This window comes from Erwinia mallotivora, from assembly GCF_000590885.1.
GTDB classification, from domain to species: Bacteria; Pseudomonadota; Gammaproteobacteria; order Enterobacterales; family Enterobacteriaceae; genus Erwinia; species Erwinia mallotivora.
Genome location: NZ_JFHN01000075.1, coordinates 139,594 through 155,092 on the forward strand (window position 1 = coordinate 139,594; position 15,499 = coordinate 155,092).

The window sequence follows — 15,499 nt, forward strand, 5'->3', positions numbered from 1 at the left end:
CCAGCAGCAGGCGCGCAGACGCCACGCCTCAATGCTTGATCAGGCGTTTTTCAGCACTTCACTGACAATCTCTACCGCCTCTTTTTCGATCTTCTCACGGTGCTCAGCACCCAGGAAGCTCTCACAGTAGATCTTATAAGCGTCTTCAGTACCGGAAGGCCGTGCAGCGAACCAGCCGTTTTCCGTCATCACTTTCAGACCGCCAATTGACGCACCGTTGCCGGGCGCGGCGGTGAGACGTGCAGTAATCGGATCGCCGGCCAGCGTATCGGCACTGACCATTTCTGGCGACAGCTTAGACAAGGCGGCTTTCTGTGCCGAGGTGGCAGAAGCCTGTAAGCGGTTGTAGCTTGGCGCACCGAAACGTTCAGCCAGCTCATCGTAGTGCTGCTGTGGATTTTTACCGGTTACGGCGGTGATCTCTGCGGCCAGCAGGCACATGATGATGCCGTCTTTATCGGTTGACCACGGCGTACCGTCAAAACGCAGGAAAGAAGCCCCCGCGCTCTCTTCGCCACCAAAACCAAAGCTGCCATCGAACAGTCCGTCAACGAACCACTTGAAGCCAACCGGCACCTCAACCAGCTTGCGGTCGATAGCATTGACCACCCGGTCGATCATCGCACTGGAAACCAGCGTTTTACCTACCGCCACCTGTTTGCCCCATTGTGGACGGTTCTGGAACAGATAGTTGATCGCCACCGCCAGATAGTGGTTCGGATTCATCAATCCTGAAGGAGTGACAATGCCATGACGGTCATAGTCAGGATCGTTGGCAAACGCCAGATCAAACTGATCGCGCAGCGCCAGCAGACCCGCCATCGCACTTTCAGAAGAGCAATCCATGCGGATAACGCCGTCTTTATCCAGATGCATAAAGCGGAACGTCTGGTCGACGGAATCATTAACAATGGTCAAATCCAGATTGTAGAACTCTGCAATTCGCTGCCAGTAGGCAATGCCCGATCCGCCCAGCGGATCGACACCGATTTTCAGCCCGGCTTTCTGAATGGCCGGAATATCAATAATCTGCGCCAGGCCTTCAATGTAAGGCTGGATCAGGTCCTGCTCCTGCAAATGTCCGCTGGCCCAGGCTTTATCCAGTGCGATGCGTTTGACCCCCTGAAGCCCTTCTTTAATCAGGACGTTAGCACGCTCTTCCACAACTTTAGTGACGTTGGTATCAGCAGGGCCACCGTTCGGTGGATTGTATTTAATGCCACCATCTTCTGGCGGGTTGTGTGAAGGCGTAATCACGATACCGTCAGCCTGCGCGCCCCCCGCCTTGTTGTGTTCGAGAATTGCATTGGAGATGGCGGGCGTCGGGGTATAGCCATTGCCCTGTTGCACGATGACATCAACGCCGTTAGCTGCCAGCACTTCCAGGACAGAAATGATGGCGGGCTCGGAAAGTGCGTGCGTATCTTTACCTACGTAGCAAGGGCCGGTGATACCGTTCTTCTTACGCTCTTCCGCAATCGCCTGCGCTATCGCCAGGATGTGGGTTTCGTTAAAGCTGTGACGCCCTGCACTACCACGATGGCCGGATGTGCCGAATTTCACCGCATGTTCCGCATTGCCCGGATCAGGTTGCAGGACGTAATACTGTGACGTTAATTGTGCAACGTTAATCAAATCGCTCTGACGGGCTGGTTGCCCGGCACGGGGGTGATTGGCCATTGGCGCTTCTCCCTGACGCTTATTTATCAGTTAGAGGGTGCCGCAAACTTTGTCAGCCAGTTCCGCAGGGAACTGCATTGACTGCATAATGTGTTCAATCATGCTGCGTTTGCGACCTGTATTGGTATTGGTGATTACCCAGTATGGCGTGCCAGGAATATGCTGTGGCTTGGTATGCGTGCCATTTTGTACCAGGGTTTGTTGGTTACCGGCAAAATAGACGCGCGTCCGGCCCAGCAGAGACTCGGTTGCAGCGCCGAATGCACTGGGGTCCAGACGGTACAAGGTCGACAGAATCAACATGAACCGGTTAATCGCTTTCTTCTGTTCAGCATACTCATCTGACAACAACAGCTCGCGCACGGCACGAACGCGATCCTGCGGGCGTGAACCTGCCTTCTCCGTTGCCGTCTCTTTAACTACCGGGGCAGAAGACACCGTCTCCTGAGCGGCAGGTGAAGATTGCCCGGCAGTGAATTTAAGCATACGGCGTAAAATGTCAGAGGCGCTCTCACCAATATGCTGAGTGTGGCTGGCGATATAACGGTAAAGCTCTTCATCAACTTCGATAGTTTTCATCTTGATCCAGTACAGTTATTGCTTATTAAGAGCCGGGGCCGGTCATACATATATAAAAAGCGATGCGCATATGTATGAAAAACGCCTGCTCTAACACGAGGATTATAAAGTTAAATCCTGCCGGGGTGTAGCGCCAGCCCTTAATGCCAGTAAAAGTCAGATAATGCCGCAAAAAGGAAGGGCTGAATAAATGGGTCGCGCAGACAGGAAATCGTGGTTCCATGATAACCTAACCGCTCGTTTACCCTGTAAGAACTTTGCTATGAAATTGAATGTCCGCCTGCAATCTGAACAATCTGCTGCTGCCAGCTTACCGGTGGTCCTTATCCACGGCCTGTTTGGCAGTCTTGATAACCTTGCCGGTCTGGCCAGAGGGCTCAAAGCGGAGCAGCAGGTTATCCAGATTGACGTCCGTAATCATGGATTGTCGCCACGCTCATCTGAAATGCACTACGCCGCGATGGCCCAGGATGTGACAGAAACGCTGGACAGCCTTGGGGTCGAACAGTTTGTTGTCATCGGTCATTCAATGGGCGGCAAAATTGCCATGTCGCTCACTGCGGCCGCGCCTGAGCGCGTGGCAAAGCTGGTGGTGATTGATATGGCACCGGTGGCGTACAAGGCGCGCCATCACGATACTATCTTCGCTGCGCTCAATGCCGTAAGCGCAGCGGCAATAAAACAGCGCAGCGAAGCCGCTACGCTGATGCGTGAGACAATAAAGGAAGAAGGCATCATTCAGTTTTTGCTGAAGTCATTCCATGAAGGTGAATGGCGTTTCAATGTGCCGGTATTAATGGCTGAATATGACCAACTGATCGGCTGGCAGCCCGTGCCCGCCTGGCCTCATCCGACTCTGTTTATTCGTGGTGAGCTTTCGCCCTATCTCGATGACCAGTACCGCGATCTGTTGTTGCAACAGTTTCCAGCCGCGCGGGCCTGGGTGATTGCCGGAGCGGGACATTGGGTCCATGCTGAAAGGCCTGATGCCGTTTTACGTGCCATTCGGCGTTTTATTGCACAGTAAAAACAAATATTTGTCAGTGCAGCTAAATGATTGTCGCCATCACTTTCACTGGGGTATGATGGCGCGCTAAAATTTTGTTGGTGGTCGGTATTCAGCCAGCATGACCGCCTGGTCCATCAGAACTCCAGTCTTTTTCAGTAACACAATCCTATGGCAAAAGAAAACACCGACCGTACTACGATCGATCTGTTTGCAGAAGAGCGTCGCCCTGGTCGCCCCAAAACCAACCCGCTGGCACGCGACGAGCAGCTGCGTATTAACAAACGCAACCAGCTCAGGCGTGATAAAGTGCGCGGCCTGCGGCGCGTGGAACTAAAAATGAACAGTGACGCCGTTGATGCACTGAACCAGCTGGCAGAAGCCCGCAATATCAGTCGCAGCGAACTGATTGAAGAAATGATCATGACGCAACTGGTCAATCCATCATGTTGAGCAAGTCGGCCTCTGAGAATTCCACGGCACAGAGCACAAAGCGACAAATGCGGGAGGATTCCTCATTTATCCACCCGATGCGGTCTGCTATCATTGCCGCTAATATTTTCAGGTCAGCCGTCCCTTTTTAAGATTCAAGAGGTTATTAAACTCATGGCAATCGTAGGCATTTTCTTTGGCAGCGATACAGGCAATACGGAAAACATTGCAAAAATGATACAGAAGCAGCTGGGTAACGAGGTTGCGGAAGTTCATGATATTGCTAAAAGCAGCAAAGAAGACCTTGAAGCCTTTGATATTCTGCTGCTGGGCATTCCAACCTGGTACTATGGCGAAGCGCAGTGCGACTGGGACGACTTTTTCCCGACGCTGGAAGAAATTGACTTCAACGGCAAACTGGTGGCGCTGTTTGGCTGTGGCGATCAGGAAGATTATGCTGAATATTTCTGCGATGCGATGGGCACCATTCGCGACATTATTGAGCCAAATGGCGCAGTGATTGTCGGTCACTGGCCCACTGAGGGCTATCATTTTGAAGCCTCTAAAGGGCTGGCAGATGACACGCATTTCCTTGGTCTGGCCATTGATGAAGACCGCCAGCCTGAGCTGACAAATGAACGTACTGAAAAGTGGGTTAAACAGATCTACGAAGAGTTACAGCTTAAAGAGATTCTTGAAGCCTGATTTGCTCCTCTGCTGAGGATGCCAATCACGCAACATATCTGTGGTTTTTTCCTATGAATATAATAGGAACATTTTTGTAACTTTCATCTGCAACACTGTACAATATCGCCATCGACCCTTCGCGCTTCGGGTATCTGCCCGGAGTGCGTCAAGCCGGAAACAGAGCGAAGTGTAAACCCGCACGGTGTCGTTGCTTCCCCCGGATGTACAGGTTTTTGCCCTGCCCTCTGCGGCGGTTCTGCGCCTTTCCGGTGGTTTTCATTTCGACACATCAGTTCTATACTGGGTAGCTTAGCTTTTGTTTAGGCCGATGTTCAGGGTTTTTCAGCCACTTAGTGACAAGCAAAGTAACAGGACAATATCCGCATGACTGACAATAACACCGCATTAAAGAAGGCCGGCCTGAAAGTCACGCTTCCCCGATTGAAAATTCTGGAAGTGCTTCAGGAACCAGAGTGCCATCACGTCAGTGCGGAAGATTTGTACAAACGCCTGATTGATATGGGCGAAGAAATTGGTCTGGCAACGGTCTACCGCGTGCTTAACCAGTTTGATGATGCAGGCATCGTCACCCGCCACAACTTCGAAGGTGGCAAGTCTGTTTTCGAACTTACTCAACAGCACCATCATGATCACCTCATCTGCCTGGACTGCGGCAAAGTGATCGAATTCAGTGACGAATCCATTGAATCCCGTCAGCGTGACATCGCTTCGCGCCACGGTATCAAGCTCAGCAACCACAGCCTTTATCTCTACGGCCATTGCGCAACAGGCGACTGCCGCGAAGACGAAACACTGCATGACGATTAAATAAATCACCTGCTTTGCAGGTGATTTGCTTCATATTCCTGTCAATCAGCCTCATAGTCAGTGCTTCCCTCAAGTAAAACACCGCTTTTCTTCCGAAATGTGAAAGATGACAGATGGCCTGTTTTCACTATCATCAAAGCTGGCGCCCGGTAACGAAGGCGCCAGTCTGGCGTTTTAATGCTGATAACAGAAAACAACAGAAGTCAGCCCGTAAACCTGACCATTAAAGCTTTTCAGCACGGCTGTAACGTTTTCCATCCGGACTGACCGAGCGGACCATCACCTCACCGCTTACCGCAGGTTGTGCAGTGGCATCATAGCGTTGCCAGTTTTTGCCTGCATCAAGGCTGTATTCGATGGTCAGACCTGGCAGGGCGATATTTGCCTCAAGCTTACCATCAACTATTTTTCCTCCCGGTACAGGCAGTCGGTAGTGGATTCCGGTTTTATCGAGTTTGGCCAGCTCTCGTTGCCCCAACAGATTGGCAAAGCGCTGCCAGTCTTTCAGCAGTGCCTGCTGGTCAACAAAGGTGGTTTTCCCCCCCACATACTCTTTTCCTGCCTGGTAATCCTGTTCCCAGGCAGCACGATGCCATGCACGCTCAGCAACGGATAGCATACGAGGGAAAATCATATATTCCATCTGCTCATCAGATCTGACGGTTTCACTCCACAACTGTGCAGATAATCCATACGCGCCGGGCCAGCTCTTATCTGATTTGGCACTAAAGGTGTTGCCATCGCGATCCACTGAGGTTTCAGCATTCTGTGGCAAATTATTCGGGGCAAAGCTGAATACTTTACGCTCATCGCTGAAACGAGTTCCCCAGTAATAGCCGCGCTCTAATGGATTGACTTCATAAGGGAAATCCATATAGACGTAATCCGGGTTAGAGATAACCACCTCATAGCCTTTGTTGGCCCAGTCATTAGCGGAATCAAACCCTCCCCAGAACAAGGTATCCCAGAAGTTGACTCCCATTCGCTCAGTGGCAAATGTTTTAGCCCCTTCAGCATCCTTCAGACCATCCTGCCATGCCTGCATTTTTTCAATGCCATGCTGCTTAACCAGTTGACTGACCTGGGCTGCGAAATAGCTGGGCAGATGCTCCATATCTTCCACTTTGCCATCGGCAATCATTTTCTGGCACACCTGAGATTTTGCCCAGGGCTTATCTTCCCGGCTCATATCATGACGACCGGTCCCTGCCACAGGGTTGCTGACATCAGAATAGCCCGTACCGAGGCGAATATTTTTGGCTTCATCGCCACCAAAATGCCAGGTTTGCAACGGCTGTCCTGCTTCGCGGTGCATCGCCTGAATTTCACCAATCACCTTGTCACTAAAGCGCAGGGAAGAATCCAGGCAAGGATTCAGATAGCTGGTGTGGTCATAAAACTGTACTGAAGTGGTATTAGACGTATCGGTCGGATCCAGCAAACGGAATTCGGATGCCTCAGCCGTTTTGCCCTCCTTCATCAGTCGGTTGTAGCGTGCTTCCATAGAGATCACCGCTGCACGCGCATGTGCCGGCATATCTATTTCAGGGATCACCTGAATACCCCGCGCTGCCGCGTATTTTACTATTTCGATATAATCTTCACGGCTGAGGTAGCCACTGCCATGATTGTTATTTTCCGGGCCTGACCCCAGCTGTGGCAACAGACAGCGCTGCTCACTGAGGTCGTGACAGCGCTGGCTTCCCACTTCGGTCAGCTCAGGCAAACCAGGGATCTCAATTCTCCAGCCCTCATCGTCACTCAGATGGAAATGGAAGACGTTAATTTTCCACGACGCCAGTTGATCCAACATTCGCAAAACGGCATCTTTACTGTGAAAATTACGCGCCACATCAAGAAAAACGCCACGATAGGCAAAGCGTGGAGCATCACTGACTTTCAGGGTGGCGATAACAGCACTGCCATCTGCCGGTAACAGTGAAAGGATCGATTGCAAACCATAAAGCACGCCGCTTTCATCATATCCGACCACTTCAGCTTTATTTTTGCCGACGGTCAGCTTATAGGCGCCGGAAACCGCCAGCTGTTTTTTCAGCGCTTTTTGATCGATGCGGGTGCCTATCTGATAGCCTTCAGCATTTTCCTCTACCCCCAACAGTTTGAAGCGCTGCTTAATTGCCTCGGCCTTAGCCTCTGATAAAGCGGTAAGATTCAGACTCACACCTTTCGACAGATCAGCATCACCGGGCAGCACTTTTACCTGTAAGGGTGTCGGAACAATCTGTCCGCGCAGGGCAGATTCTGGTAGTAATGCGACGTCACTGTTCTTATCAAAGCGACTTCCCGGCATCATCAGAATATTTTTATCATCCGGCGTTCGTTTCCACTGTTCACCAATGGGTTCAACAAAGCTGCTCAGATCTTCAGTGTCCGTGCTGGCAATAATTTTTGGACTGGCATCACCGGATGTCACATACCAGCGAGGCATAACGTCAGTAACAAACAGCTGCCAGTACTCATTAATGATTGGGATTTCGACAGACTCACCGGCCGCAAAGCCTTTGAATTTTTCTGTGGGCTCCAGCCGGGTTAAATCACCAATGACATGCACCATGCGAAATTGATCGTTATCCACTCTCAGCGTCTGGCGAATATTTGGCAGATAGATAGCCCAGTCATGACTGGTCATCGCCTTTCCCGGATTAGTCAGAGTGATGATTGCCCGGTTGCAGGAAGCCCAGTCAGCCCCCAGTGCCGCACAGTCAACGCCATGCTGTGCAGCATGATTATCGACCACCTGATACTTAACCCCAAACTGACTAATCTGATCGACAACTTGTTGATTTGCCAGTGCATTACCGCCTGCAAGTGCAGAAATAAGCGCCGCCGCCAGAAGACTTGCTCTGAATTTTTTCATCCGTTTTCCTTATCAGTTAGTTGGAAGTTTGCTCAATGTCGTGCTGAAGTTGACCGCATTCCCTTGAGATCCCTTCACCGCCACCCTCATGCCTTGCATCCAGACAGTGCTGATAGTCCAGGCTGGGGATTGGCTCTTTCTGCGGAACAACGTTTTTTTCAACGCAACCACTGAGTAAAAAAGCCGTGACAGCGACAAGCACATATTTCATTTTGTTGATCCTTTTCGGGTGCGAGGTTATCTGGCTGGCTCAAAAATAGTGAACGGAGCAATAACCATGAATTTCACGTCTTTTTCATCCTGAAATACGTTGCCATATCCCCCGCTCCAGCTTGGGAGATCCGAGTGGTTGTTGTAACGGGTATAGTGCAGTTTGAATAATGTGCCTTTGGCCGCCCCTTGCTGAACGGTATAAAGCAGGTCCATATTCCATGCAGACTCTCTCAACCGCTGATTCTGATCGTAAACAGGTTTGGTGGACGGTCTGGCATCCCAGCCATAAGCGTAAGAGGTTCCAATCGCCCAGCCGGGCAGCTGCCAGTTTTTCAGGTCATACATCACTCCCGCAAACAGCGCCTTTTCACCGTTAGCATTGAAGTCAGAGCGTGAATCCCACCACACATCCAGGCGACCATTTGAGGTGGCATACCCCGGCGTCATACGTTGCAGAAAAAATCCCTGATTCCCTTCTGCTTTTACCCAGGTCCCTTCAAGACGCCAGTCAAATGGCCCGGTTGTGTAGCCAAACGTGACAGCCTGCAACCATGCAAGTCCGTCATAAACACTATTCACATCAGAAATACCGCCGCTCTCTTTATCTTTTGCACCATAAAACTGCCAGCTGGTTTTCAGATTATTTCCTGCCAGCGGAAAAGCATAAGAAACTTTGGTGAAGTACTGATCCATATAATCAGCCGCCTGGCCAAATGCACCTTCCAGTACCAGGTTATTTTTAAAATCGTATTTTGCCCCAATGGAATGCAGATAACTGATTGCGGTAATGCCATCTGCTTTACGGAAGTTGTACATATTCCTGTACCAGGGCGCTTTATATTCATCTGTCCAGATATAAGAAAGCGATAATTCTCCGGCATCGGATAAATCATACACTGCCCCGGCTTCCACACCACGATAAGTTCCTGGTAAAAAACCCCACTGAGGTGTTAATAAAGTCTGCCCGACAGGTTGTAAATAACCACCGCGAAGCCAGTAATTATCAAACTTCATTTTTATTGCCGCTTTGTAAATACTGGCTCCACCTGTATCGCCATCCCATTTTTCACTCCAGCGACCTTTTGCATTACTGAAACCAATTTCATTGGGTGCTGCTGGTCCTGTGCTGGATAATTCAACGGCACTAAATGCCGCTAAATCCAGTCCAATAAAATCCGCTGCATAGCCAGAAGAGAAATCCAGATTGGCATTGAAAGTGGAGTGATGAAGATTTTGCTCATACTGACCGTATTTTTCACTGCCTGCATCGAGGTCTTTACGCTCACGGTGACGCTGCCAGTAATAGATTCCTCCACTCAGTGATGAGTCATCTACAAAGCCTGTGGCAGCGGCAGAGGGTAAATAATAACCACCACTTATAGCCGAACATAAAGCAACAGCCAGTGCTAACGGTTTTTGTTTTTTTATAGTTCTGAACATATTTTATGTCCTTTTTTAAAGGATATTATTAATTCATTCTGATGTTATTATCAGTACAGTTACTGGTGTTGGCAGCACGAGCATCGATTAATACGATGATATTTTTCGCGTCGCGAATTATCAATTAATTATGTATATTTCGAGATAAAAACATGACCCAGACCACATCCCACTGGCGAATGTAACCCAGTTATTAATACAAATTTATGAGAATGAAAATATCTATCAACTGAAATCCTCATAAAATAACAATAAGAAAAGTTTTTTAATAAAATAATTATCACTAAAAAAATAATAAGGTAAATAAACCGTTTTGATACAGATTGCATTTAACTCTTCGCAATCTGACAGAAATGGGGATTAGTCTTATTAGCGTAAATCGTTATATTGCTTATTTTAGAAAATTTCATTATTGTAAGCTGTCTTACATCAACGCTTACGGAAAAAATGATTGACTGATAAATATATTGCCAATTTGAATAAAAATTTTATTCGTTTAGCAACCAGTCAACATCAACAGGCAGGCAGTTAAAAAATATGAGGACGGATTGCGGTTTATTCTTTAAATAAAAGTGAAAAGATAACTTTATCTGCTACTCCTCGTAAAAGTCATACCGCGATTTATAAAAAAAACGCAGCCTGAAGGCTGCGTTGTCTTTGCGATTACGGGGATTATTCGCTGGTTTTCGTCCAGGTATCACGCAATCCGACTGTGCGGTTGAATACCAGTCTGTCAGAGGCAGAATGGCGATCGGCGCAGAAGTAACCTTCACGTTCAAACTGGTACGGGCTGGTGGCCTGCGCCTGCTGCAAACCTGGCTCAACGAATCCCTGGCGAATGACCAGAGAGTCAGGATTGATTGTGGTCAGAAAATCCTCTGCCGCGCCCGGATTTGCCACGCTGAACAGACGATCGTAAAGCCGGAACTCTGCCGGATGGGCATGCACAGCCGATACCCAGTGAATAACGCCTTTTACTTTGCGTCCATCGGCAGGATCTTTGCTCAGCGTATCCACATCACAGGTGCAGAACAGGCAGGTTATGTTCCCCTGTTCATCCTTTGCGATACGTTCAGCTTTAATCACGTATGCATTCCGCAGGCGCACCTCTTTACCCAGTACCAGTCGTTTGTACTGTTTATTCGCTTCCTCACGAAAATCCGCCCGATCGATATAGATTTCCCGACTGAAGGGCACCTCGCGCGTCCCCATTTCCGGTTTATTCGGATGGACAGGCATGGTGAGAATTTCTTCATGATTCGACGGCAGGTTTTCGATCACCAGCTTGAGCGGGTCGAGCACCGCCATTGCACGAGGCGCATTTTCATTCAAATCGTCACGAATACACGACTCAAGCGATGCCATCTCCACAATGTTGTCCTGCTTAGTGACGCCAATGCGACGGCAAAACTCGCGAATGGAGGCGGCGGTATACCCCCGGCGACGAAGACCCGATACCGTCAGCATCCTGGGATCATCCCAGCCTTCGACGATCTTTTCAGTCACCAGCAGGTTGAGCTTACGCTTGGACATGATGGCGTATTCCAGATTCAGCCGGGAAAACTCATACTGCCGTGGGTGAGCAGGAATGGAGATGTTATCCAGCACCCAGTCGTACAGGCGGCGGTTATCCTGAAACTCAAGGGTACAAAGAGAGTGGGTGATCCCTTCCAGCGCATCAGAAATACAGTGGGTAAAATCGTACATCGGATAGATGCACCACTTATTACCGGTCTGATGGTGTTCAGCAAACTTGATGCGATACAGCACCGGATCGCGCATCACAATAAAGCTGGATGCCATATCGATTTTAGCGCGCAGGCAGGCTGTTCCCTCGGCAAACTCACCATTACGCATTTTTTCAAACAACGCCAGATTTTCAGTCACGCTGCGATCGCGGTATGGGCTGTGCTTACCAGGAGACGTCAGCGTACCGCGATATTCACGGATCTGTTCGGGTGTCAGCTCATCCACATAAGCCAGCCCTTTGTTGATTAACTCAATGGCGTACAGATGCAGCTGATCGAAATAATCTGAAGAGTAGCGAACGTTCCCCGTCCAGCTAAAGCCCAACCACTGCACGTCATGTTTTATTGATTCAACGTATTCCAGATCTTCTTTTACCGGGTTGGTATCATCAAACCGCAGGTTGCACTGCCCCTGATAGTCTTGTGCAATACCAAAATTGAGGCAAATAGACTTGGCATGACCAATGTGCAGATAACCATTTGGTTCCGGCGGAAAGCGAGTATGGATGCTGCTGTGCTTACCAGAAGCCAGATCTTCGTCGATGATCTGACGAATAAAGTTAGTTGGGCGGGCTTCAGCCTCACTCATCTTAATTTCCTCAGTAATGCGGTGGTAACGATACCCTGACTATGTCCAACTTCAGCAAAGCGACTGGCGAATCGGGTGGCCGAAGCGGCCAGCACAACGACAACTTGTCGATAACGGGTATGGTGTGTGAAATAACGGAGTATGATCCACAAAGCCGTGAAGGGAAACAACCGTTTGTTACAGCAATACAATAAAAAAGGGCGGGAATGACTCCCCACCCTTCAGGTTTAATCCAGTCGGACGTCAGCTATTGATTTCATACAACGGGCTTTCGCCAGCAACCACTTTATCACCCGCCACCAGCGTAATACCGCTAAAGTCATCGATATTGCTGACCACGACAGGGCTTATCATTGAACGGGCATTGGCGTTCAGGAAAACCAGGTCCATTTCCAGTACAGGCTGACCGGCGGTCACGACAGCGCCCTCATCCACCAGACGCGTGAAACCTTTGCCGGCCAGTGCCACCGTATCAAGTCCCATATGGACCACCACTTCAATCCCTTTATCCGTTTCCAGACAGAAGGCATGATTGGTATTAAAAATTTTCACCACCGTACCATTAGCTGGCGAAACCACCTTGCTACTGGTTGGGACGATTGCCACGCCATCACCCACCGCTTTACTGGCAAAGGCTTCGTCGGGTACCTGCTCCAGGGCAACGACATCACCGCTGACCGGGGCGACCAAAGTCGCAACGACTTTCTTTTCAGTTGCCGTGGTCACACTCGGGGCCGCAACCGCCGACGGGGCAGAGGAGAGGGAGGACGATGCTACCGGACCTTTGGACAACACGGTTTTCATTGCTGAGGCAATGGTTTCCGCACGCGTACCGACAATAATCTGCACGCTTTGCTGGTTAAGGCGAATCACCCCTGAAGCACCCAGACGACGTGCAACCGATTCATTTACTGCACTACTGTCCTTAACACTCAGACGCAGCCGGGTAATACAGGCATCAATCGCGGTCAGATTGTCAGAACCACCAATGGCACCGATATAGCGGCGGGCAAGTGAATCAATTTCTGATTCATCAGTGTGGTTTTTTTCGACACTGACATCGTAGCCATCGCTTTCATCGCCTTCCACTGCCAGCTCGCGTCCTGGCGTCAGCAAATTGAATTTTTTGATCGTGAAGCGAAAAACCACATAGTAAATCACGAAGAACACCAGGCCCTGCGGGATTAACATATACCAGTGTGTAGCCAGCGGATTACGGCTTTGAAGCGCCATATCAACCAACCCGGCACTGAAACCAAAACCTGAAATCCAGTGCATGCTGGCAGCGATAAATACCGAAATCCCCGTCAGTACCGCATGGATAAAATAAAGTACCGGCGCCACGAACATAAAGGAGAATTCCAGCGGTTCGGTAATACCGGTAAAGAAGGCCGCAAAGGCGGCAGCCAGCATGATCCCCCCCACTTTGGCCCGGTTTTCAGGACGGGCACAGTGGTAAATCGCCAACGCTGCCCCCGGCAAACCAAACATCATGATGGGGAAGAAACCAGCCTGGTAACGCCCGGTAATGCCGACCACGGCTTTGCCGCTTTCCAGCGACTGAGCGCCGCCCAGGAAGTTTGGTATGTCATTAATTCCCGCCACATCAAACCAGAACACTGAGTTAAGCGCATGATGTAAACCAACCGGGATAAGCAACCGGTTGAAAAACGCATACACGCCCGCCCCCACAGAGCCCAGTTTCTGTATCTGCTCACCAAAGCTGACCAGCCCGCCAAAGATTACCGGCCAGGCGTACATCAGAATAAAGGCAATCAGGATCATCAGAAAGGAGACCAGAATCGGCACCAGACGACGCCCACTAATGAACGAGAGCGCCCTGGGGAGTTCTACGTGGCTGAAACGGTTATACATTTCCGCCGAAATAATCCCCACCATAATACCGACAAACTGGTTTTCAATTTTTCCAAATGCCGCAGGCACCTGATCGACAGGAATTTTCTGAATCATGGCCACAGCGGCAGGAGAACAGAGTGTGGTTACCACTAAAAAGCCGACAAAGCCGGTTAATGCCGCCGCGCCATCTTTGTCTTTCGACATGCCATAAGCCACACCGATAGCAAACAGGACGGACATATGTTCAATAATTGCCGAACCGGACTTCAGCAGTAGCGCCGCAAAAGCGTTACCATTGCCCCATGCATCCGGGTCGAGCCAGTAACCTATTCCCATCAGGATAGCGGCAGCAGGTAGCGTAGCTACCGGTACCATCAGTGCCCGACCTACTTTTTGTAAATAACTAAGCATGTTCCCCTTCCCCCTGTAAGCACCTTTTAAGGTACCTTCGTCGTATTGTTTCAGCGGTAAACTGTTTTCTCAGTGACATAAAATAATACGCCCGAGTGTAAAAAAAATTTAATTCGCTTCGCAAATTAAAACCGCGACTAATGTGATTTCAATCACCAAAATGTTGCATTTTTTTCTGCCAGTCGTGGCATTCCATACCCACTTATTTTATGATTCGAAAAATCATCACGGATTTATCCCTCGCGAACAGCAGACCAGATCGTTACGCTTTAATGCTTGATTGCAGGGCTCCGCCAGACTTATTTCAAATTACGTTTAAACGAGGTCAACTATGAGACTGATTCCTCTGGCCACCCCGACACAGGTTGGGAAATGGGCCGCCCGCCATATCGTGAACCGTATCAATGCTTTCAACCCCTCCGACGAACGCCCGTTTGTTCTTGGACTGCCAACCGGCGGTACGCCACTGGAAGCTTACAAACACCTCATCGCTATGCATAAAGCAGGCCAGGTTAGTTTTCGCCACGTCGTGACCTTCAACATGGATGAGTATGTTGGCCTGCCGAAAGAACACCCCGAAAGTTACCACAGTTTTATGTACCGAAACTTTTTCGATCATGTTGATATTAAAAGTGAAAACATCAATCTTCTGAATGGTAATGCTGCCGATATTGACGCAGAATGTCGCCAGTATGAAGAGAAAATCCGCGCGTACGGAAAAATTAATCTGTTTATGGGTGGCGTGGGTAATGACGGTCACATTGCCTTTAACGAGCCAGCTTCGTCGCTGGCGTCACGTACCAGAATCAAGACGCTGACGCATGATACCCGCGTGGCTAATTCGCGCTTCTTTGACGGCAATGTGGATCAGGTGCCCAGATATGCTCTGACCGTTGGCGTCGGTACGCTGCTGGATGCGGAAGAAGTGATGATTCTGGTGACCGGCCATGTGAAAGCTCAGGCTTTGCAGGCCGCGGTCGAGGGCAATGTCAACCATATGTGGACCATCAGCTGTCTGCAACTGCATGCCAAATCTGTCGTGGTTTGCGACGAACCCGCCACCATGGAACTGAAAGTAAAAACCGTAAAATATTTCCGCGAAATGGAAGCGGAAAACATGAAAAATCTGTAAGTCATCAGCGCACCGTTAA

General features: G+C 49.6%; 12 protein-coding genes. 5 read left to right on the top strand and 7 right to left on the bottom strand.

Annotated features, from left to right (window positions below):
- Positions 1–39: 39 nt before the first annotated feature.
- Positions 40–1,680, bottom strand: a complete 1,641-nt coding sequence (pgm, locus tag BG55_RS20740; RefSeq protein WP_034941645.1) for a phosphoglucomutase (alpha-D-glucose-1,6-bisphosphate-dependent) — start codon at positions 1,678–1,680, stop codon at positions 40–42.
- A gap of 30 nt (positions 1,681–1,710) precedes the next feature.
- A complete protein-coding gene (seqA, locus tag BG55_RS22730; protein WP_034941647.1) occupies positions 1,711–2,259 on the bottom strand; it encodes a replication initiation negative regulator SeqA in 549 nt (182 codons plus the stop codon).
- A 262-nt stretch (positions 2,260–2,521) separates the two neighbouring features.
- Between seqA and ybfF the strand changes: the two genes are divergently transcribed.
- The 4 genes from ybfF to fur all read left to right on the top strand — a co-directional run bounded on the left by ybfF (position 2,522) and on the right by fur (position 5,212).
- Positions 2,522–3,286: an esterase gene (ybfF, locus tag BG55_RS20750; RefSeq protein WP_034941649.1), complete on the top strand. Its 765-nt coding sequence runs from the start codon at positions 2,522–2,524 to the stop codon at positions 3,284–3,286.
- 150 nt (positions 3,287–3,436) lie between these two features.
- Complete coding sequence (gene ybfE, locus BG55_RS20755; RefSeq protein ID WP_034941650.1) at positions 3,437–3,718, top strand: LexA regulated protein; 282 nt, start codon at positions 3,437–3,439, stop codon at positions 3,716–3,718.
- Positions 3,719–3,871: 153 nt separating this feature from the next.
- A complete protein-coding gene (fldA, locus tag BG55_RS20760) occupies positions 3,872–4,402 on the top strand; it encodes a flavodoxin FldA (RefSeq protein ID WP_034941651.1) in 531 nt (176 codons plus the stop codon).
- 366 nt (positions 4,403–4,768) lie between these two features.
- Complete coding sequence (gene fur / locus BG55_RS20765; RefSeq protein WP_034941654.1) at positions 4,769–5,212, top strand: ferric iron uptake transcriptional regulator; 444 nt, start codon at positions 4,769–4,771, stop codon at positions 5,210–5,212.
- Positions 5,213–5,435: 223 nt separating this feature from the next.
- Here the strand turns inward: fur and BG55_RS20770 are convergent, their stop codons facing one another.
- From BG55_RS20770 to nagE, 5 genes are all read right to left on the bottom strand, one after another.
- Positions 5,436–8,090 (bottom strand): beta-N-acetylhexosaminidase, encoded by a 2,655-nt coding sequence (locus BG55_RS20770; protein WP_034941657.1) that lies wholly within the window; start codon positions 8,088–8,090, stop codon positions 5,436–5,438.
- A gap of 16 nt (positions 8,091–8,106) precedes the next feature.
- Positions 8,107–8,301: a ChiQ/YbfN family lipoprotein gene (locus BG55_RS20775; RefSeq protein WP_034941659.1), complete on the bottom strand. Its 195-nt coding sequence runs from the start codon at positions 8,299–8,301 to the stop codon at positions 8,107–8,109.
- 26 nt (positions 8,302–8,327) lie between these two features.
- Positions 8,328–9,743, bottom strand: coding sequence for a chitoporin ChiP (gene chiP / locus BG55_RS20780; protein ID WP_034941661.1), 1,416 nt, complete (start codon positions 9,741–9,743; stop codon positions 8,328–8,330).
- Positions 9,744–10,415: 672 nt separating this feature from the next.
- Positions 10,416–12,080, bottom strand: coding sequence for a glutamine--tRNA ligase (gene glnS / locus BG55_RS20785; protein ID WP_034941664.1), 1,665 nt, complete (start codon positions 12,078–12,080; stop codon positions 10,416–10,418).
- A 243-nt stretch (positions 12,081–12,323) separates the two neighbouring features.
- A complete protein-coding gene (gene nagE / locus BG55_RS20790; protein WP_034941665.1) occupies positions 12,324–14,348 on the bottom strand; it encodes an N-acetylglucosamine-specific PTS transporter subunit IIBC in 2,025 nt (674 codons plus the stop codon).
- A gap of 331 nt (positions 14,349–14,679) precedes the next feature.
- Here nagE and nagB point away from each other — a divergent pair, with 331 nt between their 5' ends.
- Entirely contained in the window at positions 14,680–15,480 is an 801-nt protein-coding gene (nagB, locus tag BG55_RS20795) for a glucosamine-6-phosphate deaminase (protein WP_034941667.1), read from the top strand.
- Positions 15,481–15,499: the final 19 nt, after the last annotated feature.